16 protein-coding genes are annotated in these 19779 nt (G+C 62.5%); all 16 read right to left on the bottom strand.

What is annotated here, in order from left to right; genetic code table 11:
• Window positions 1-202: 202 nt before the first annotated feature.
• The 16 genes from ABID19_RS05775 to ABID19_RS05700 all read right to left on the bottom strand — a co-directional run bounded on the left by ABID19_RS05775 (window position 203) and on the right by ABID19_RS05700 (window position 19744).
• Window positions 203-1996 carry a hydantoinase B/oxoprolinase family protein gene (locus tag ABID19_RS05775; protein ID WP_354488739.1) on the bottom strand — a complete coding sequence of 598 codons (1794 nt, stop codon included), beginning with the start codon at window positions 1994-1996 and terminating at the stop codon, window positions 203-205.
• Window positions 1996-4053: a hydantoinase/oxoprolinase family protein gene (locus ABID19_RS05770; RefSeq protein ID WP_354488738.1), complete on the bottom strand. Its 2058-nt coding sequence runs from the start codon at window positions 4051-4053 to the stop codon at window positions 1996-1998. The genes ABID19_RS05775 and ABID19_RS05770 overlap by 1 nt, the downstream gene beginning before the upstream one ends.
• A 12-nt stretch (window positions 4054-4065) precedes the next feature.
• The gene (locus tag ABID19_RS05765) at window positions 4066-5052 is read right to left on the bottom strand and encodes an ABC transporter permease (protein WP_354488736.1); all 987 of its coding nucleotides are present in this window, start codon (window positions 5050-5052) and stop codon (window positions 4066-4068) included.
• Window positions 5045-6046 carry an ABC transporter permease gene (locus ABID19_RS05760; RefSeq protein ID WP_354488734.1) on the bottom strand — a complete coding sequence of 334 codons (1002 nt, stop codon included), beginning with the start codon at window positions 6044-6046 and terminating at the stop codon, window positions 5045-5047. Before ABID19_RS05760 ends, ABID19_RS05765 begins: the two co-directional genes overlap by 8 nt.
• Window positions 6043-7578, bottom strand: coding sequence for a sugar ABC transporter ATP-binding protein (locus ABID19_RS05755; RefSeq protein ID WP_354488732.1), 1536 nt, complete (start codon window positions 7576-7578; stop codon window positions 6043-6045). Before ABID19_RS05755 ends, ABID19_RS05760 begins: the two co-directional genes overlap by 4 nt.
• A 147-nt stretch (window positions 7579-7725) precedes the next feature.
• Window positions 7726-8808, bottom strand: coding sequence for a TMAO reductase system periplasmic protein TorT (torT, locus tag ABID19_RS05750; RefSeq protein WP_352937250.1), 1083 nt, complete (start codon window positions 8806-8808; stop codon window positions 7726-7728).
• A gap of 288 nt (window positions 8809-9096) precedes the next feature.
• Window positions 9097-9852 carry an SDR family NAD(P)-dependent oxidoreductase gene (locus ABID19_RS05745; RefSeq protein ID WP_354488730.1) on the bottom strand — a complete coding sequence of 252 codons (756 nt, stop codon included), beginning with the start codon at window positions 9850-9852 and terminating at the stop codon, window positions 9097-9099.
• A gap of 16 nt (window positions 9853-9868) precedes the next feature.
• Window positions 9869-10636, bottom strand: coding sequence for an SDR family NAD(P)-dependent oxidoreductase (locus ABID19_RS05740; RefSeq protein WP_354488728.1), 768 nt, complete (start codon window positions 10634-10636; stop codon window positions 9869-9871).
• 11 nt (window positions 10637-10647) lie between these two features.
• Entirely contained in the window at window positions 10648-12144 is a 1497-nt protein-coding gene (locus ABID19_RS05735; RefSeq protein ID WP_354488726.1) for an FGGY-family carbohydrate kinase, read from the bottom strand.
• Window positions 12145-12171: 27 nt separating this feature from the next.
• The gene (locus tag ABID19_RS05730; protein ID WP_354488724.1) at window positions 12172-12513 is read right to left on the bottom strand and encodes a carboxymuconolactone decarboxylase family protein; all 342 of its coding nucleotides are present in this window, start codon (window positions 12511-12513) and stop codon (window positions 12172-12174) included.
• A gap of 12 nt (window positions 12514-12525) precedes the next feature.
• Complete coding sequence (locus ABID19_RS05725; RefSeq protein ID WP_354488722.1) at window positions 12526-14145, bottom strand: acetoin dehydrogenase dihydrolipoyllysine-residue acetyltransferase subunit; 1620 nt, start codon at window positions 14143-14145, stop codon at window positions 12526-12528.
• On the bottom strand, window positions 14142-15116 hold the full coding sequence (locus ABID19_RS05720) for an alpha-ketoacid dehydrogenase subunit beta (protein WP_354488720.1): 975 nt from the start codon (window positions 15114-15116) through the stop codon (window positions 14142-14144). The genes ABID19_RS05725 and ABID19_RS05720 overlap by 4 nt, the downstream gene beginning before the upstream one ends.
• Window positions 15116-16183 (bottom strand): thiamine pyrophosphate-dependent dehydrogenase E1 component subunit alpha, encoded by a 1068-nt coding sequence (locus ABID19_RS05715; RefSeq protein ID WP_352937241.1) that lies wholly within the window; start codon window positions 16181-16183, stop codon window positions 15116-15118. The genes ABID19_RS05720 and ABID19_RS05715 overlap by 1 nt, the downstream gene beginning before the upstream one ends.
• 22 nt (window positions 16184-16205) lie before the next feature.
• Window positions 16206-17189 carry an ABC transporter permease gene (locus tag ABID19_RS05710; RefSeq protein WP_354488718.1) on the bottom strand — a complete coding sequence of 328 codons (984 nt, stop codon included), beginning with the start codon at window positions 17187-17189 and terminating at the stop codon, window positions 16206-16208.
• Window positions 17186-18700 carry a sugar ABC transporter ATP-binding protein gene (locus ABID19_RS05705; protein WP_354488716.1) on the bottom strand — a complete coding sequence of 505 codons (1515 nt, stop codon included), beginning with the start codon at window positions 18698-18700 and terminating at the stop codon, window positions 17186-17188. The genes ABID19_RS05710 and ABID19_RS05705 overlap by 4 nt, the downstream gene beginning before the upstream one ends.
• Window positions 18701-18790: 90 nt before the next feature.
• Window positions 18791-19744, bottom strand: coding sequence for a sugar ABC transporter substrate-binding protein (locus tag ABID19_RS05700; RefSeq protein WP_354488714.1), 954 nt, complete (start codon window positions 19742-19744; stop codon window positions 18791-18793).
• Window positions 19745-19779 lie beyond the last annotated feature (35 nt).

The raw sequence follows: 19779 nt of genomic DNA, 5'->3' as shown, positions 1-19779 counted from the left end.
ATATCATATATGGTATATGATATCGCAGGTGTAAGCTCAAGCGTTTACTCCGCCCCAGCGTTGGGCCAGATGGAGGATAGCAGCGGTCTTTGATCCTAACTGGTTGCCATGAGGGCTCGCGCAGCCCGCCCCCCCGCCGGACGGGGGAGGCATGGAATCTCGCTACGCGTGGAGGTACATCCGCGGCACCCCCTCGAGACTTCTATTGCGCGGAACTCAGCACATATTCCGCCTTCGCGTCGTCGAAGCTGACGCTGACGCCATAGACCTCGACCGCCTTCTCAGGGCTGAGCCAGCCGCGATTGATGCTGCGCACCACCCGCTCGGGCGCCCGCGCTTTTGGGTCGCCGTAACCGCCGCCGCCCGAAGCCAGGAACATCAGCTTCTGTCCCTGCTCGCAGATTTCGGCGTTGAAGGCAGGCAGCGTCGCGACAGTGCCATCGGAAAGACGCTTTTCGCTGCGTGTCGGCGAGGCGGCATGGCCGCCAAGCACGCCCCGTGGGGGGAAGGTGGTGCCGTCGGCGGCGTAGACCAGGGTCATGTCGTGATCGACCGGATAAAACACTCCGCCGACCCCGGGAGAGCCTTCGAATTCGCCAAAGCCTTGCGTGTCCTTTTCGACGCCGCGCGACTCGATGACGAACGGGTACATAGCCTCATCGACCTCAACGGAATCGAGGTTGATCATGCCGCCGTTCGCAGGGCCGCAGTAGGTCAGCCACCCGTCATAACCATGGCGCGCGCCACTGCCGGCATACCCGACAAAGACCTGGTTCACATAGGGCTGGCCGTCCTTGAACGGATCGAAGCCTGAGACGACGCCGACACCGACCGGCAGGTGGCCTCCGCCTTCCGCCTGGCCGAACGGGGCGCCCATTTCGGAGAAGGCGCAGCTTCCGGCCGAGATCAGTCGATCGTTGACATTGGTGGTCGCAACCGACGTGCCGACGGGATAACGTGGTTTGCCGATGGCGCTGCCTTCGCGCATCAGCACCTTGATCCGGCTGGCGCTACCGTGGTTGTGTGGGATCGAGGCGTCGATATTGTTGAAGACGGCCATCCGGCAGGAGCCGGTGCAGGTGTTCTCGGTCAGGTTGAGGCCGCCAGGCACGTTGTCGATATTGTCGCGCACGTCGACCGTGATCATGCCCTCGACCGGATCGACGGTGACTTCGACGCACACCGGGATGCCGTCGTCGGCGACGCCGGGCACCGGATCATGGCGGGTCTGGTAACGGTATGTGCCAGCCGGCAGCTTCTTGATCTCTGCGATGGCCATCGTGCGGCCGTATTCGAACCAGTCTTCGACATAGGTGATAATTCCGTCGCGGCCATATTTGGCCAGCAACTCGCCAAGCCGGCGCTCGGCCGTCCTGCAGGCGCCGATCTGCGCCCTCAGATCGCCGAGCCACAATTCCGGTACGCGGTTACGCGTCAGGCCGATACGGATGACGTCGTCGATCTCCTTGTAGTCACGCATCATGCGCACGCAGGGGAAATGGATGCCCTCTTCGTAGATCGTTTTCGCGAAGGGCAGGTAGGTGGTCGGCACCGGCGCTCCGGTGTCGGCGTGATGCGACAGCGCCATCGCCCAAAACAGCGGCTCGCCGTCGAAGAACACCGGCATGCACAGGGTGAAGTCGGCGTGGTGCGTGCTTCCGTGATAGGGCGAGTTGTTGATGAAGATGTCACCCGGCCGAATATCGTCGAAAAGCTCGGTGATCGGCTTCGTCACCAGATCCATCGAGGCGACATGGATCGGCAACGCGTTCTCTGTCGAGACGATGCGGTGGTCGTAGGTGAGGATGGCGCAACTGAAATCGCGCGCATTCTTGATGACCGCCGAACGGCTGGCGCGCATCACGACAAGCGTCATCTCGCGCACGATCGCCTCGAAGCGGCTTTTCAGCACCGACATCAGCAGCGGATCGCTCCGCTTTGCGCTTTTCGCAGTCATCTCATCCATCATATCGTCCTTCACGGTAGGGCTGTCCATCAAGCGACCTCGACCAGAAAGTTTCCGTATTCGTCTGTTTGAGCCCTGTGTCCGTCCTTGAGCATCGCGGTGAATGTCGGCGTTTCGATCAGGCATGGACCGGTAAAACTCGCGCCTGCGCCGATTGTCTGTCCATCGAATACCGGGACGTCGACGGCGTCGCCGCGCTCATGCAGATAGAGTGCACGCCGGGCCTTCTGCACCGGCGCCGTTTTCTGCGGTTCGAAACGAAACTCGCGGTAGAGATTCTGTTCCGGCCTATGGCCGATCGCCCGCACTTTCCAGGTGATGAACTCGACCACGTCCTTGTCGGCGCGGATCGAGTAGATGCGTTCGTGCATCTTGTGGAAATCCTCGACCAGTTTGGGCAGGTCGTCATGCGAAATTGGCTTATCGCGGTTGAAATCCACCGAGATTTCCCAGGATTGATACTCGTAGCGGCCCATGAAGGAGAACTCGTATTGCCGCTGCGCCTTCGGGATGCCGGCGCCCTCGAGGAAGCGTTCGCCCTCGGCCTGGAGGCGGTCGAGCATCGCGTTGACCGCATCAGGATCGAAGCGCTTGCTGTCGGTCGGAGCAACCCCGCTCTGCTCCCAGCGGATATCGGAGATGAGGCCGCCGAAGGCACTGAGACCAGCGACATAGCGCGGTATCATGTAGCGTTTGAGCTGCAGGATATCGGCCATGTCGGCGATATGGCAGGGGGTCGCACCGCCACCGCAGACAAAGTAGCTTTCGCGCGGATTGATGCCTTCGCGAATGGTGATCTCCTCGATCGCTGCCACCATGTTGTGATTGCTGGTGGTGTGAATCGCGTGTGCGGCCGGCAGCAGGTCGATGCCGAGTCGGTCGGCGATGCGCTGCACGGCGGCCTCGGCTAGCTTGCGGTCGAGCTTGATACGGCCGCCCAGGAAGAAGTCCGGGTCGATGATGCCGAGCACGACATTGGCATCGGTGACGGTCGCGTCCTCGTTGCCATTGCCGTAACAGGCCGGACCGGGCCAGGCGCCGGCGCTGCGCGGGCCGACATGCAGCAGTCCGCCCTGATCGACCGAAGCGATAGAACCGCCGCCAGCGCCCACCGAACGGACATCGACCTTGGGGATGCCGAGCGAATCATCATGGATCATGGAGTCCGGCGTGACGATGAGCTGATGGTTGCGCAGCGCCGAGACATCGAAGGTGGTCCCGCCCATGTCGCCGACTATGACGTCCGGCTCCTCGGTGAGCGCCAGGGCCGCCATAGGGGCCAAGGTCGGGCCCGACATGACGCTGTAGATCGGACGCTTGATCATGTCGGGAACCGGCATCATGCCGCCGACGCAATTGGCGAGCAGCAGCTGGCCGCCGAAACCTTCGGCGGTGAGCGCGCCTTCCAGCGCTTTGATGTAAGTGCTGACGATCGGGCTGATCGAGGCGTCGATGACGGCAGCGATGATGCGCTTGTATTCGCGCGGCATCGGGTTGATCTCATGGCTGAGCGTAACAGCGACCTCCGGCCACTCGCGGTGGATGATGTCGCGAGCACGCAGCTCATGCGCCGGGTTGACGACCGACCACAGAAAGCCGACGGCGATCGCTTCGACGCCGAGCTTGCGGAATTTCCGGACGGCGGCGACGACATCGTCGTTCTCGAACGGTACGATTTCCTTGCCGCGCGCGTCGATGCGGCCGCGCACCGGCATTGTCAGGTTACGACTGATATAGGGCTCGGGATAATCGAGTTGCCATTCGAACGCGCCTTTGCGTGGACCCTCGCGTAGCACGAGGATGTCGAGATGGCCTTCGTTCACGAGCACGGCGGTACGCGCGACCTTGCGTTCTACCAGCGCATTGGTTGAGACTGTCGAGCCATGCACGATGATGCCGATACGGCCGATGAATTCCGCTGCCGTCATGCCCAGTTCGCGCGCGGCTACATGCAGCACGTCGATGAAGCCCTTGTGGAACTGACCCGGCGTCGTCGGCGCCTTGTAGAGCGTGATCCGGCCGGACTCGTCGGATACGAGACAGTCGGTGAAGGTGCCGCCGATATCGATGCAGGCTTGAAATGACATGCTGGACAATTCCTAGGATGAGCGGGAAGAACCACGGGACAGCTGGTCGAAGACCAGGCTGAGGATGATGATGGCGCCGATGCAGAGCTGCTGGATGTAGCCGTCGATGCGGGCGAGGTTCATGCCGTTGGACAGGACGGTGATGAACAGCGCGCCGGCGAGCGCGGAGCCGACACCGCCTTCGCCGCCACGCAAGCGTGCGCCGCCGATGACGGCGGCGGCGATCGTTTCGAGCGCCAGGCTGCCGCCGATATTGGGCTCTCCGGAGCCGGCACGGGCGGTGAGCAGGATCGCGCCGAACGCCGCGAGCCCGGAGCAGAGCATATAGGCGCCGAGCGTGTGCAGACGGACATTGATGCCGGCGACGAAGGCCATGCGCGGATTCGAGCCAATCAGATAAAGGCTGCGGCCGAAAACTGTGCGGCTCAGAATAATGCCGATGGCGGCCATCACCACAGCTGCCATGACCAGCGGGATCGGGACGCCGAGCACATTGGCATTGACCAGCCAGTCGCCGAGCTGCGGCGGGAAGCCGGAGACCGGAAACCCTTTCGTGACGGTGGAGCTCAGCGCCAAAAGGATATTGAAGGTGGCGAGCGTGACGACAAAGGGATTGATGCGCACAATCGAGACGAAAAAGCCGTTGAAGGCGCCGATCAGCAGCCCGACAGCCATGCCGACCAGCATGAAGACGCAGACGGCGAGCAGCGGATTGTCGGTGACCTGCACCATGGCAAGCGCGGCGACCACGCTGACATAGGAAACCGCCAAGCCGATCGACAGGTCGAGCCCGGCAGTTATCAGCACGATAACCTGGCCGAGTGTGAAGATAGCGAGGTAGCAGGTCTGCAGCGCGATGTTCCACAGATTGCCCGGAGAGGCGACGACCGGCTGATAAAGCGCAAAGCCGGCAAACACGACGATCGTCGGTACGAGGCGAATGAGGAACTCCACTCCGAACGACGTCCGGTTGAGCTTGGCGAGAACGCGGCTAGTCATATTTGCGGCGCCCCTTCAACAGCAACTCGCTGCACAGTGCCGCGATGAGCACGACGCCCAGAACCAGGGTCTGGTACTTGCTGTCGATCTTCAGCAGGTTCATCGAATTCGAAACGACTGAGAGGAACAGCGCGCCGGCCATGACGCGCTCGGCGCGTCCCGAGCCGCCGATCAGCGAGACGCCGCCGACCACCGCCGCAGCAATCGATTCCAGCACATAGGTGCCGCCGAAGGTCGACTGGCCCGAGCCGATGCGCGCGGTAAGCAGGATGCCGGTCAGCGCCGCAGCGGCGCCGCTCGCCGCGTAGACGGAAAGCAGGATGCGGGTGACCGAGACACCGGACTGACGCGAGGCGATCGGGTTGCTGCCGACAGCGTAAACATGGCGTCCGAAACTGGAGAGGCGCTGCACGGCGACGGTGAGCAGCACAACCACGATACCGACGACGACCACCACCGGCAGGCCGAACAGGAAGCCGCGACCGACTGCCGTCATAAAGAAATCCGGCATGCCGTAGATCGGGATGCCTTTGGTGACGTAGAATGTAGCGCCCGCGACGACGGAACTCATGGCTAGCGTGACCATGAACGGCGATAGGCCGACCAGCGCGACGAGCATTCCGTTAGCGAGGCCGATCGCAGCGCCGGTGCCTATCGCCAGCGCAACCGCCAGCACAACGGCCAGCACCTGCATCTCAGGCATCCAGGCGATCAGATAGCCCATCAGAAGCGCGGATTCGATCGAGGCGAAGGCGACGATGACACCGACCGACAGATCGAAGCCGCCTGCGATCATCACCAGCATCTGGCCCATCGAGATGATGGACAGGATCGACGCGTTGCGCAGCACATTGATGATGTTCTGCTGGCTGAGAAAGCGTGGTTGGATGTAAGCGCTGACGGCAATGACGATGGCGATCAAAAGCAGAATCAGCCCGCCATTGGCGAGCAGATGCATGGCCCTTTGCTTGTGGCCTGCGACAAAGGCAGTCATGGCCGCGCCTCGATGCCGACGACTTCGGCGGGCTGCTTGCCGAAGAAGCCGGCAAGCACTTCGGCCTCCGTCCGGCGCGCGCCTTCGAGTTCGGCGACGATTTCGCCCTCGTGCATGACATAAATCCGGTTGGAGAGATTGAGGATTTCAGGCAGTTCCGACGACGCCAGAAGGACGGCGGCGCCCGCCTCGGTCAAGTCGCGCAGCAATTCGTAGATTTCACCCTTGGCGCCGACATCGATGCCGACTGTCGGCTCGTCGAACAGGAAGACGCTGATGTCGCGCATCAAGCCACGCGCAAGCATCACCTTCTGCCGGTTTCCGCCCGAGAACTGGGCGACATTTTGATCCGGCATGAGCGGGCGGACATGAAGCGTTTCGAGAACCTGCAGGACCCTTCGCGCTTCGGTCTTCTTACGCAGCCATCCCTTGCCGCCGATCTCAAGCAGATCGAGCGCCGCAGCCGAGGCGTTCTCCTTGATCGGCCGGTTCGGCGCCAAACCGTCAGTGCCGCGATCGGCCGGAAAATAGCAGACGCCGCGCTGCAGCATCTTGCGCGGGGAGGGCGTTTCGGAGGCGCCGTCGCCAAGCGTGATGCGCCCGCCGGCAATCGCTTCGAGGCCGAAAACCAGCCGCCCGACCTCGCCTTTTCCACAGCCGACAAGCCCAGCAAGCCCGACAATCTCACCAGCGCGCACGTTAAGAGAGACGTCGCGCACCCGGCCATCGGCGCTGGACAGGCCGGAAATTTCCAAAAGGGTCTTGCCAGGTACGTGCTTGATGGATGGATAGAGGTCGCCGACCGGTCGCCCCACCATCATCTCGACCAGCTGCGCCTCGGTAACGCCGGCGCCTTCGACGGTCGCAACTTTCTTGCCGCCGCGCAGCACGGTGACGCGATCGGCGAGCTGGCGGATTTCACGCATGCGATGCGACACGTAGACAATGCCGACACCGCCACGTTTCAGCTCTGCAATCAGCTTGAACAGCGTGTCGGCATCAGTATCGGTCAGCGACGCCGTCGGCTCGTCGAGCACGAGGATGCGCGACTTCTCAAACAGAGCCTTGGCGATTTCGACCATCTGGCGCTGGGCGCGCGACAATTCGGCCACCATCCGCCCCGTTGGAATGTCGAAGCCGAGATCGGCAAGGAGCGCTCTTGCTTCGGAACGCATCTCGGATTTCCTAAGCAGCCCCAGGTGTTTGCGTTCCCGGCCGAGGAACAGGTTTTCTTCGACCGTAAGGTCGGGAATAAGGCTAAATTCCTGGAATACGGCGGCGATGCCGTTCTGTCGCGCGCCTTGCGGAGACATGCCGGAGATCTCCTCTCCGGCCAGCCGGTAGCGGCCATTATCCGGCGCGACATTGCCGGTGATGACGTTGATCAGCGTGCTTTTACCGGCGCCGTTCTCACCGAACAATACATGCAGTTCGCCGGGGAAAAGATCGAAATCGACTTGGTCCAGCGCCAGGGACGGGCCGTAGCGTTTAGAGATCGCGGTGAGTTCCAAGAGCGGAGCGTCAATCGCCATGAAAGGAAAATGCCATTTCTATCCAACGTCGAAAATGTGACCGGTGCATCGAAGTGGGGGCGAAGCAATTGCCGGAAATTCTCCCATCGCTTGCGCGCCCACTTGCAGGGAAGCGACCGCACCATTGCGCGGCCGCGATGTGTCGATCTATTCCGTATCGAACACCGGCTGCCAGTCGGCCGGCGCGTAGATTTGCGTCAGATCGACCTTGTCGATGTTGTCCTTATTGACCATGCCCGGCGTCGCACGCAGCACACGCACGTCAGGATGCGCTGCCAGGAACTCAAGTGGTTTCTTCTCCAGTGCCCGGACGGCAAGATCGACGCCGATGCGTGCCAGGATGACCGGGTATTCAGCGGCGAAGCCCAACACTTTGCCTTCCTTGATGCGGTCCGGCATCTTCTGGTCTTCCCAGGAAGAGACGACCTTGATGTCGTCACGGCCGGCTTCCGATATTGCGCTGAGAGCCGCCTCGGCTGTCGGAGCGCCGCCCCAGATCGCGGTCATCTCCGGATAGGTCTGCAGCGCGTCCTCTACCAGCGTGAGCTGTTCGGCAACGCCGGCCTCGCCGAACTTGGCTTCGAGCATCTCGACCTTTGTTCCGGCGATCGCTTCTTGAAAGCCCTTTAGATAGGTCTCGGCCCAGCCTGAATTCTGCGGGCCGGGGAACGCCACGACCTTGCCGCCTTCCGCACCAAGCGATTCCACGAGGTACTTTCCGGACAGGAGGCCTTTCTGGTGGTGGTCGGTGGTGATCAGCGCGGTGATCGGGTTGTCATAGATCGGGTTTGCGACGGCGATGATCGGAATGCCCTTGTCCATGCCGGCCTTGAGACGGCCAGCGACACCGGCTTCGGTGATGGCGCCAATCAGAATGGCATCCGGATTGGAAGCGAGGCAATCATCGAACTGAGCGAGCTGTTTCGGCAGTTGATCGTAGCCTCCTGCCTGGAAGGTATAAGCCCGTACGCCGAGCCGTCTGGCTTCATCGACAATGCCGTAATTAGAGGCGACCCAATAGCTGTCCTTCAGGTGCGGGAAGAGGACGCACAAATTCCACTTCTTGGACGCCTTTTCGAGCGGCACATATTTGATCGCCTCCATCGGCTTCTTATCCGGTCCGTCCGGGACGATCGTGAACGGCCACCAATCGGCGGCCATCGCTGGAAGGGAGAACGACAGCACTGTCGCCAGCGCCATTGCCGATGCAATTTTCGATCGCAGTCTCATCGCTTCATCTCCGTTGCTGATATTCACAGCCTTCGCGGATATCGAGCTGGGAATGCGCAAAGAGCCGGCGCCTAGCCTCGGATCAAGGCGAACCGCAGATGTTCGGAATGCATGTCGTTCCCAGATCAGCTATTCGCCGATTTCTCATATACGATATATGATGCATCACACTGCCACGCCGTCAAGTGATATTGTGCGTTACGTCTATCGTCGGAGAATTTGAGACAAGCTGGAAACCCTGGCGCGCATCTCGGTTGTCTGAGGCGGCGCCTCCGCAATGTCGTGCCGTCAGCTCAGCACGATGCCGCCGTCCACATTGAGCGTCTGGCCCGTGATGAAGGCCGCATCGTCGGAAGCAAAGAAGGCCACCGCTCCAACGACATCGTCCGGATCGCCGATGCGCCGCATCGCGGTCTTGTCTTGCCACGACTTCCGCACCGCCGGATCGTCCAGATTGACGCGTCCCATATCAGTCAGAATGATGCCGGGGCAAACGCAGTTCGCGGTGATGCCGTCGACACCGACCTCCTGCGCAAGCACGCGTGTGAAACCCATCACTGCCGCTTTCGAAGCGGAATAGTGCGCTTGCTCGGGTGCGCCGTGCTTGCCGCCGATCGATGCAATGTTGACGATACGGCCGTAACCGCGCTTTTTCATCAGCGGCAGGACCGCTTGTACGACAAGGAAAGTGCCCTTGGCGTTCACGTCCATGACGCTATCCCAGTATTCTTCCTTCAAGCCTTCGACGTCGCCGGAAATGAGGATGCCGGCATTGTTGACGACAGCGTCGAGGTGGCCGAATTCGACGCTGATCTTGTCGATCATCGCGGTGACCTGATCCTTGTTGCTGACGTCGGCGAAGACGATAACGGTCCGGCGACCCAGGCTCTCGATCTCCTTTACGACTTCGGCAAGCGCATCCTTTTGCCGCTCGATGTCGTTGAGCGCGACGTCGTAGCCCCGCTTTGCCATGCCGATGGCGATCGCCTTGCCAATGCCGCGACTGGCACCCGTGACCAGAATTTTGCGTGAAATATCAACCATTTCAATTGCTCCAGGATCATAGTGCGGTGTAGCCGCCATCGACAGTCAACACCGTGCCGGTGATGAAACTCGATGCGTCGGCGGCGAGAAACAGCACGGCGTTGGCGATTTCACGCGGCTCGCCGAGACGGTTCATCGGGGTCATCCGCATCCAGGTTCCGAACCATTCCGGATTGCTGCGGCCCTTCAGCGTGAGCTCGGTGGCCGTGTAGCCTGGCGCCACGGCGTTGACGCGGACGCCTTGCGAGGCCCATTCGACGGCAAGCGATTTGGTGAGCAGGTTTACGCCGGCTTTCGCGGCGTTGTAGGAAACCTGCGGTTGGGGATGTACGACGATCTCGCCGCACATCGACGAGATGTTGACTACCGCGCCACGGCGGGCCTCGACCATGCGCCTGCCGAAAAGCTGCGAGCAGGTGAACACGCCGCCGAGGTCGATGTCGATGACGGTTTTCCAGTCGTCCCAGCTCATCTCCGTCGCCGGTGCATTGCGGACCACGCCTGCGTTGTTGACCAGCACGTGCGGCACGCCGAACTCGCTGCAGATGGCCTCGCAGGCGCGCGCCACATTGTCCCGGTCGGTCACGTCGACGCGGACGAACCTGGCGGTCGCACCGGTCTTGGCGATGGCCGACGCGGTTTTCCTCCCTTCGGCCTCGTCCATGTCGGCAATCACAACATCGGCGCCTGCTGTGGCCAATCGCTCGGCGATGGCCCGGCCGATGCCGCGTGCCGCGCCGGTCACCACGGCGAGCCGTCCGTCCAGCCTGAAGTCACTCTCCATACACAAGATCCTCAGACGATTTCACGAACGGACTTCAGTGCCGGATAAAGCGCGAGATACTGTCTGTAGATGTCGTCGTAGAGCGCCGCTTCGCGTCGGCGCGGCTCAATCCGCCGGCCAGGCTTAACCATGGCGTCGATGCCCTCATCGATGCTGGCAAAATGACCAGCGCCGTGCGCAGCCAGTACGGCCGCACCGACCGACGGTGCATCGCGAGACGCCGGAACACAGACGGGCATGCCGGCCGTGTCCGCATGGATCTGCAGCCACAGGTCCGAGGCGCCGGCGCCGCCGCCGACGGTGATTTCTTCCCCGCGATAGCCGGCCTTCGCCATCGCGTCCAGAATTGCACGCGTACCGAAGCCGATGCCTTCCATGATCGCGCGGAAGATGTGGTGAGGCTCGTGCGCAAGGGTAAGGCCGACGATGGCGCCGCGTGACAGTGCGTCCGTATAGGGCGTTCGATTGCCCTGGAAATGGTCCTGCACGAGAAGGCCGTCGCAGCCAGGCTCCAAGCCAACGGCCTTCCTGTTCAGCTCGTCGAAATCCATCGTGCCGTTCATGAGCCGGCCGAGCCAGGCGATGATGGAGCCCGTAGAGGTCTGTCCGCCTTCAACGATGTAGCGCTTCGGATAGACGCAGTCGGGGTAGGTGCCCCAGATGCCCGGGGCGTGGAAAGGTTGCTCCGTAACCCCGAATTGCAGGTGCGACGAGCCCGTGATCAGCGCAAGCTGACCGGGCTTGGCGACACCCAACCCAATCATCCCGATCAGTGCGTCGGCTCCACCTTGCACGACCTTCACGGTGGTCGACAATCCGAGCTCGGACGCTGCTGCCGCTGACAAGGTGCCGATGACGCCGCCGGGTGCGACGATGCGCTGCGGCCATTTTTCCTGCAGCGCTGAAAGGCCGATCTTTTCCAGCATGCTCGTCGCCCAGCCGCCACGATCGGTCGAGTAGTGCCACCGCAGCGAGACGTTGTTCAGGCTGGCGGCCCGCTCGCCTGTAAGCTTGAGGGTCATGAAGTCCTGATACTCGCAGATCGTATAGGCCTTCTCGAATATCTCAGGCTCGTTGCGGGCCAGCCACAATGCCTTCGGGATCATCCACTCGGCGGAAACCGGGCCCTTGCCGCCGCCATTTGCCTTCAGCGCTTCGTCGCCGGTCGCCAGCACGGCATCGGCCTCGGCATTGGCGCGCACATCCATCCAGATGATCGCTGGGCGGAGTGGTTTGCCGTCGCGATCCAGTGCAACGACGGTGCAACTCGTCGTCGCCAGCGCGATGGCCTCGATATCGGCCGCGGCGATGTCCGCCTCATGGATAGCCCGGCGCGACGCCTCGACGAAGGCGCGCCACCAATCTTCGGGATTCTGTTCGGCGCGCGCGCCGCTGGAGAATTTGGTCTCATAAGGCACCGCGACGCTGCCGAGGCATGCGCCGGCGAGATCATAGACGCGGGCGCGCAGGCTTTCCGTGCCACCGTCGGCAGTCAGAAAATAAGGCATGTTCGCTCCTCCCAGGGTTTCGTCCGCTCAGCGCTCCTGTAACGACTTGAACGCAGCGAGCGCTTTGGCTCCGTACATGATGGCAGGGCCGCCTCCCATCTCGACGGCGACCTCTAGCGCCTCGATCGTTTCGGCCTCCGTCGCACCATGCTTGATGGCTGCGTCGACGTGGTAGACGATGCAATCCTCGCAGCCTTTCGAGACGGCGATGGCGACCGCGATCAGCTCCTTTTGCGCTGCCGAGAAGGCGCCCGCCGCCGTCGCAGCCTTCGAGACCCGCGCAAATCCGCCGAACAGGTCGGGACTTGCCTTGGCGAAGGCTGCCAGCCCCCGCTGGGCATCCTTCAGCTGTTCCCTGGCGTCGGTCATGGTCCTCTCCCTCTATCTCGTTCCCGAAAGGATGATGTTCACCACCTCGCCGGGCTGGTCCCATTGCGGCATGTGACCGGAGCGGGCAAACAGGTGCAACGCGACCCGTGGCGACACCGACATGGCGTGTCGCCACGGGATAATGCGGTCTTCGACGCCGACGAGAATGCGGATCGGGATCGCTTCGGCAAGCTTATTCACCCTGCCGAGCCGATCGACCGTCTGGCCCGCGGGGCCGACAATCGAGTCGGCCAGCGCGACCAGCCTTCCACGTGCGAGATCCTGCGCGAGTTCGCCAAGAGCAGCGGGCGACAGCTCCAGACGGCCAACGGTAAGCCGGCGAAGCAGATGCGCGATTTCGCCTGGTGTCTTGGCGTTTGCCATTCCGAAGATGAAGTCGGCGTCGATCTCAAGCCCCAGCCCGGCCGGCGTGATGAAGTCGAGGCAGCCAACGCGGCCGGGCAGTGCGCTTGCAAGGTCGATCGCGGCGACGGCTCCAAGCGAGTGCGCGACGATCTGGACCGATTGCCGTGACGCCACGCGGTCGAGAAACGCCTCGAGATCCACCGAAAGATCGTCGGCGGACGCCGCACCGATTTCCGTGAGACCATGAGCAGGCAGATCGGGAATCAGGACCCGCCGACCCGCACGCCTCAGCCCGGCGGCGACCGTGGCCCAGGTGGTACGATCACCGGCAAAGCCGTGCAGCAAAAGGATCGGCTCGCCTGTGCCCGACTGATTGTCGAGATACGCCATCCTTCCACGTGGCAGCTCGGCAAACAGCACGTCCTGGGTCGCCGCAGTGATTGCGGGCCTGATCGTCGCGCCGCCGATCGCCGCCAACACATCTGCCTTCTCGATCCGCGCTCGACGGCCGGTTCCCAAGAGTTGCCGTATATCCAGACCATTCTGTCGCGCGAGACGACGCGCCAGTGGCGTGGCGCGCACCGGCCCGTGTTCTGAATCTATCGGTGCGCGCGGCTGGTGGTCGCCGATCCCCGGGGATGCGCCGATGTTCTCTACTGACGGGGCGGCAGGATGCGTGGGTCCAGGCACATGCGACGCCACGGTACGAATACGCGCGATCGCATCGCCGACTGTGACTATGTCGCCTTCGCCGTGCAGGATGTCGACCAGCGTTCCGTCGGTCAAGGCTGGAAACTCGGCGACCGTCTTGTCGGTCTCGATCTCGATGATCGCCTCGCCACGGGTAAATGCCTCCCCCGGGGCTTTCAGCCATTTGACAATGCGGCCTTCTTCCATCGTCTCGCCGAGGCGCGGCATTTCCAGCTCGGTTTCGATCAGGCCTGTTTCCAGAGCGGGAGCTGTGTCGGCCGATGGCGGCTTTTCCGCGTCGGTGTCACCATCCGCCGCCGTCCAGTCCGGGCCTGCGCCGATGTCGATGCGGGCCAGCGGCGCGCCAACGGCCAGCACGTCGCCGGTCGAAGCCAGCGTCTCGTTGAGGATGCCGTCTCCCAGCGCCGGATACTCGGCCACGGTTTTGTCGGTCTCGATTTCGATGATAGCGTCGCCACGGCGAAACCGGTCACCTGGCTTGATCAGCCAGCCGGCGACCTTGCCTTCCTCCATCGTCTCGCCGAGGCGAGGCATCTTGAGGATGCGCTCGGTCATGCGACCAATCTTTCGGCCACCGCCGCAATGCCGGCTGCTGAGGGCACGCTGCCGGTTTCGAGTTCCTGCGAGACCGAGATCGGAATGTCCTCGCCCGCAACCCGCACGACTGGCTGCTCGAGGAAGTCGAAGCACTCTTCCGTAATGCGCGCCGACAGTTCGGCGGCAACGCCGCATGTCATCACGCCCTCGGAGACGACCATCGCCTTGCCAATGCGCTCGACATGTTCGCGGATCGTGTCGAAGTCGAGCGGGTTGAGCGTTCTGAGGTCGATGACGGTTGCTTCGATCCCTTTCTTGGCCAAGACTTCGGCGGCCGCCATCACATAGTGGACCTGGCGCGAATAGGTGACGATCACCAGGTCGTCGCCGTGCCGCCGCACCGCCGCCTTGCCCCACGGCAACGGCTCCGCGTCGAGGTCGACCTCTTCCTTGTGCGTGTAAAGTGCCTTGTGCTCGATGAAGACCACAGGGTCCGGCTTGGTCAGGCTTTGGCGTAGCAGATGATAGGCGTCGGCGACCGTGGCCGGCATGGCAAGCCGCAGACCCGGCGTGTGCATTACCCACGCTTCGAGGCTCTGTGAGTGCTGCGCGCCTGCCGACCGGCCAGTGCCTCCTTGCGTGCGAAGCACCATCGGGACGCCGATCTGGCCACCGAACATGTAGCGGATCTTCGCCGCCTGATTGGCGAGCTGGTCCATGCTCATGCCGAGAAAGTCGATGTACATCAGCTCGGCGACTGGCCTGAGCCCCGTCATGGCGGCGCCGACGGCAGCGCCGACGATGGCCGGCTCGGAAATCGGCGTGTCGATCAGGCGCTCTGGACCGTATGTCTTGATCAGGTCCTTGGTCACGCCATAGGCGCCGCCATAGAGGCCGACCTCCTCGCCGATCACCACGATCGACGGATCTTCCGACATGGCGTCGTCGAGCGCCTTGCGCAGCGCGTCACGATAAGTCAGCGAAATCATCAAGCTTCATCCCTAGCGAGCACGCGGTCAATCCGGACGCGCACCGGTTCCGGCTCCGGTTCTCCGGCCGCATAAACGTCGCGATACATCGAGGTCGTCGCCGGCGCCTTCGATGCGACCGCGAAATCGATAGTCGCGTCCATCTCCGCGGCAATCGCCTTGTCGAGCGTGTCGAGTGCCTCTGCCTCTTCGAGCCCGGTCGATATCAGCCGGTCACGAGCGAAGCGCACCGGATCCTTCGAGCGGCCGACGGCCTCTTCCTGCTCGTCACGATAAGGGCTCTTGTCCATCCGCGCGTGGCCGAAGAAGCGATAGCACTCGATCGACAGGAAGCCCGGCTTGCCGGCGCGCGCGTCGTCGATCAGCGCGCGCGCAGTGCTCCCGACCTCTTCCACGTCCAGACCGTCGACGACTGCGCCGTTCAGGCCGAAGGCCTTAGCGCGCTGGTCGAAAGCGGTGTTCTTCGTTGCCCGGTCGACGCGCGTGCCCATGCCGTATTGGTTGTTGATGCAGACGAACATGACCGGCAGGCCCCACAGCGCCGCCATGTTCATGCTTTCGTACAGAATTCCCTGCTGCATGGCGCCGTCGCCGAAAAAGGCGACCGACACCGAGTTCTTCTTGAAGTGCTTGCTCGACAGACCCGCGCCGACCACCGCCGGGATGCCGCCGCCGACAATGGCGTTGGCGCCCAGATGCCCGAGAGCCATGTCGGCGATGTGCATGGAGCCGCCTTTGCCATGGCAGTATCCGGTCTCCTTGCCGGCAATTTCGGCCATCATCGCTTTCGGATCCGCGCCGCGCGCCAGGAAGATGCCGTGCCCGCGGTGGTGGGTCGTGAAGCTGTCCTGCGGCTGCATCGCCGCGCAGACGCCCGCCGCGCCGGCTTCCTCGCCTATCGACAGATGCAGCATCGAGCCGGCCGACTGGCCACGCACGAACAACTCGCCGACGCGTTCCTCGAACGAGCGGATACGCCGCATCGTCCGGTAGAAATCGAGCAGGTTTGAGTTGGATGCCGCCTTTGCACGGCCGCCTTGCGTGATGCGTTGCTGGGTCTCGTTCATACCGGCCTCGCTCCTTTCTGTGTCAAAGAAGCTTCAGCTTCGTGGTTCGGGAGACGATCGCAACGGCAACCAGGATGATGATGCCTTTGACGATGCTTTGAATGTAGGTGTCCATTCCGATCAGGTTCAGGCCATTGTTGATGACTCCGATGAACAGCGCGCCGAAGAACGTGCCCACCACGGTCGCCGTGCCTGGCCGGAACATGGTCATTCCAATGAACACGGTAGCGAGGCCGTCGAGCAGGTAGCGCTCGCCGGCGTTCGGCTGTCCGGACCCCAGGCGTGCGGCCAGAAGGGCGCCGGCGACGGCGGCGAAGATGCTGCAAACGATCAATGCTGCGGCACGATAGAACCGTCCGTTGACGCCCGAGAGTTCGGCGGCCTTCAGATTTCCGCCGACCGCATAGATGTAGCGGCCGAAGATCGTGCGCTCCATCACAAACCATGCCAGCAGCACGAATATCACCATCGCATAGGCGAGCACCGGGATACCGAGGATCTGCCCCTGGCCGAGCCACAGATAGGTGCCAGGCAGCCCGCCATAGATCGCCCGGCCTCCGGTCATCAGGAAGTTGAGCCCGTAGAGGATCGACCCGGTCGCGAGCGTTGCGATCAGCGAGGGGATGCCGATGAACGTGACCAGCGCTGAATTGACGATGCCGACCATCAGTCCAGCGCCGATGCCTGCCAGCAGCGCGAGCGGCAAGGGCACATTCGAAATAAGCAGCAACGGTACCAGGATGCCCGACAAGCCGACCATATAGCCGACCGAAAGGTCCATTTCGCGGGCCGCGAATCCGAAAGTCAGGCCAGCACCGACAATGGTCAGCATCGAGATTTGCTGGATGATATTGAGCAGATTGGACGTCGTCAGGAAACGGTCGACACTCACGGCGAAACCAAGGAACAGAATCGCCAGCGCTATCAGCGTGCTGTACCTCAGCAACCAGTCCCTATGCTTGGGATCGGACGTTGCCTTCGCCGCGGCTTGTGAACCTGTTGTCATTGGGCATCTCCTGCCATGGCGGAAATGAAGCGTTTTTCCGAGAATGCGTTTTTCGGAATCGAGGCGCCGGGCCGGCCATTTGCGAAGGGCACGACGCGGTCGGCAACCTCGTTGATCTCATGCAGGTCGGACGAGGTGACGAGTACGGCGGTTCCGCCGGCAGCAAGGCGCTTCAGATGGCTGTGGATTTCGCGCTTGGCGCCGACGTCCACGCCTTCCGTCGGCTCGACGAAGATCATCAGCCTGTAGCGTTCGCCGGCGCCATAAAGCCATTTTCCGATCGAGACCTTCTGCTTGTTGCCGCCAGACAGGCTCTTGATCATCTGCCCGGGCGAGTTCGCCTTCACGTTGAGCTGCGCCATCACCTTTCGCGCCTCGCGGCCTTCACGGGAGGACGACAGAACGCCGGTCGCGCCGAAGGACGCATGCTGTGGGTGGACCATGGCCAGATTTTCGCGGACATCCCAATCCGCGACGAGGGAGTTCTCCATGCGCTGGTCCGGAATAAAGGCGACACCGCGCCGCTGCATGGACCGCGCGTCGATGCGGTCAAGTATCTCGCCCCTGAACCGGCAGGTGCCGGAAAACACGCCGGTGCCGGTATAGAGCGACCGCGCGAAGCCGAAGTGACCCGCCCCGGTCAGGCCGATGAGACCGACGATCTCGCCAGCTCGGATCGAGAACGTATCGACTTCGATGCCGCCGAGCTTCCAGTCTCGGATTTCGAGCACCGTATCCCCGAGCTTGCGTTGAATTTCGATGTGCCCGTTTTGCGCGTCCGATCCAGCCGAGCGCTGCAGCATCAGGTCGATCAGCCCGCCTTCGGAGGTTTCCGACGCCTGCAGCGTGGCAATATGCCGACCATCGCGCAGCACCGTGATCCGGTCGCTAAGCGCCTTCACCTCCGAGAGGAAATGGCTGATCAGTACGATGCCCACGCCTTGCGCCGGCAGGGTCTTGATGATTGCCCAAAGGCTTTCCTTCTCGCGTGCGGGAAGCGTGGCGGTGGGTTCGTCGAGAATGAGGAGCCGGATGTCGCCGCGCAACGCCCGCACGATCTCGATGATCTTCTGATCGGCCATCGGCAGGCTTTCGACGGGTAGATCGAGTTCGAGGTCTACCTGCGGAAACCAGCGGGTCATCAGCGCGCGTGCGCGCCGCCGCAGCTCTGGCTTGTTGATGATGCCGAGCCCGAGGCGGGGTTCGTCGCCGAGAAGTATGTTCTGGGCGCCGCTCAGACCGGCAACCAGGCTGCCTTCCTGCGAAACGTGAGCGATACCCTTGCGCAACGCGTCGCCAGCGCTGTGCAAAGTGACGTATTGGCCATCGATGGCGATCCGGCCGTCGGTCGGCTGCTGGCTGCCGCCAAGGATGCTGACGAGCGTGGTCTTACCCGCTCCATTTTCGCCGATCAGCCCATGCACTTCGTCGAAACGAAAATCCATGCTGACGCGATCGAGCGCGCGCGTTCCCGGATATTGCATGACGATTTGGGACAGGCTGACGGCCATGACTTGAAAAACCTGGGTTGACCCGTTGGGTCGCTTACGACGTGTCACTAACCAATCGACCCCGGCGCATGCCGGGGCCGATCGTGCAGGTCACTTCGGGAGGAAGTCCTTGCAGTTCTGCTTGGTGACGAGCGGCGCATCCATGTAGACCGTCTTCGAGGGAATGACGGTCGCCGGATCCTGCTTCTTCTCGACGATCGCCTCGAGCCATTCACCGGCCTGGGCGCCCATTTTCTCGAAGGGCTGGCTCACAGTTGCGATCATTAGGCTGTCGGGCTTGCAGATTTCGGCTACGGCGTTCGGATGCCCGTCGATGCCGATGACCTTGACGTTCTTGAGACCAGCAGCGGTCAGCGCGTTGATGGCCGCCTGCGCCGGCTCGTCCCATGGCGCCCACACGGCGTTGATTTCTTCGCCGAAGCGCGACGCATAGTCCTGCATCGTGCTGGTCGTATCCTCGAAGAAAGCCGTGTAGTCGATGTTATGCTCGGCCAGTACTTTCACGTCGGGATATTCCTTGAGGATCGTCTCCATCACATCCCCGCGCTTTCGGGTCCCGTGATGTTCGGCCATGCGCAGGAAGATGATGTTGCCTTTTCCGCCCAGTTCGTTCAGCAGATAGGGCGATACGTCAGAAGACATCGCCCAGTTGTTGGTGGTTACATCCACAAGAACGCCATCGATATAGCCGCTGTCGACCGTGATGATCGGAATCTTGGCGGCAATAGCCGCGTCGATCGCCGCGCGCGAGGCGCGAAGGTCAGCCATGGTGATGATGATAGCGTCGACGCCGCGCGACGCTGCGTCCTGCAGGTTGGACGCCGTGCGCTCGCCGGAGCCACCGCTGTCGAGCAGGCTGACATTCCAATCCGTCTTGCCCTTCTCCTTGACCCAGGCATCGAAGCCCGCCTTCACGCGCTGCTCCGATTGTGCCGCGGCGTTGGCATGTACCCAGGCCAGTTCCAAGGCATTTGCACCCACGGCGCTCATGAAAAACGTCGCCGCGGCGGCGGCAAGCGCCGCCTTCCTCAACAATCCAGACATCCGATCTCTCCTCCACCGCGGGTCATTGCATTGAC

The sequence above is a fragment of the Mesorhizobium robiniae genome (genome assembly GCF_040545535.1).
Classification (GTDB): domain Bacteria; phylum Pseudomonadota; class Alphaproteobacteria; order Rhizobiales; family Rhizobiaceae; genus Mesorhizobium; species Mesorhizobium robiniae.
Note: the sequence above shows the minus strand (reverse complement) of the source record. Positions and strands in the feature narration are given on the sequence as shown.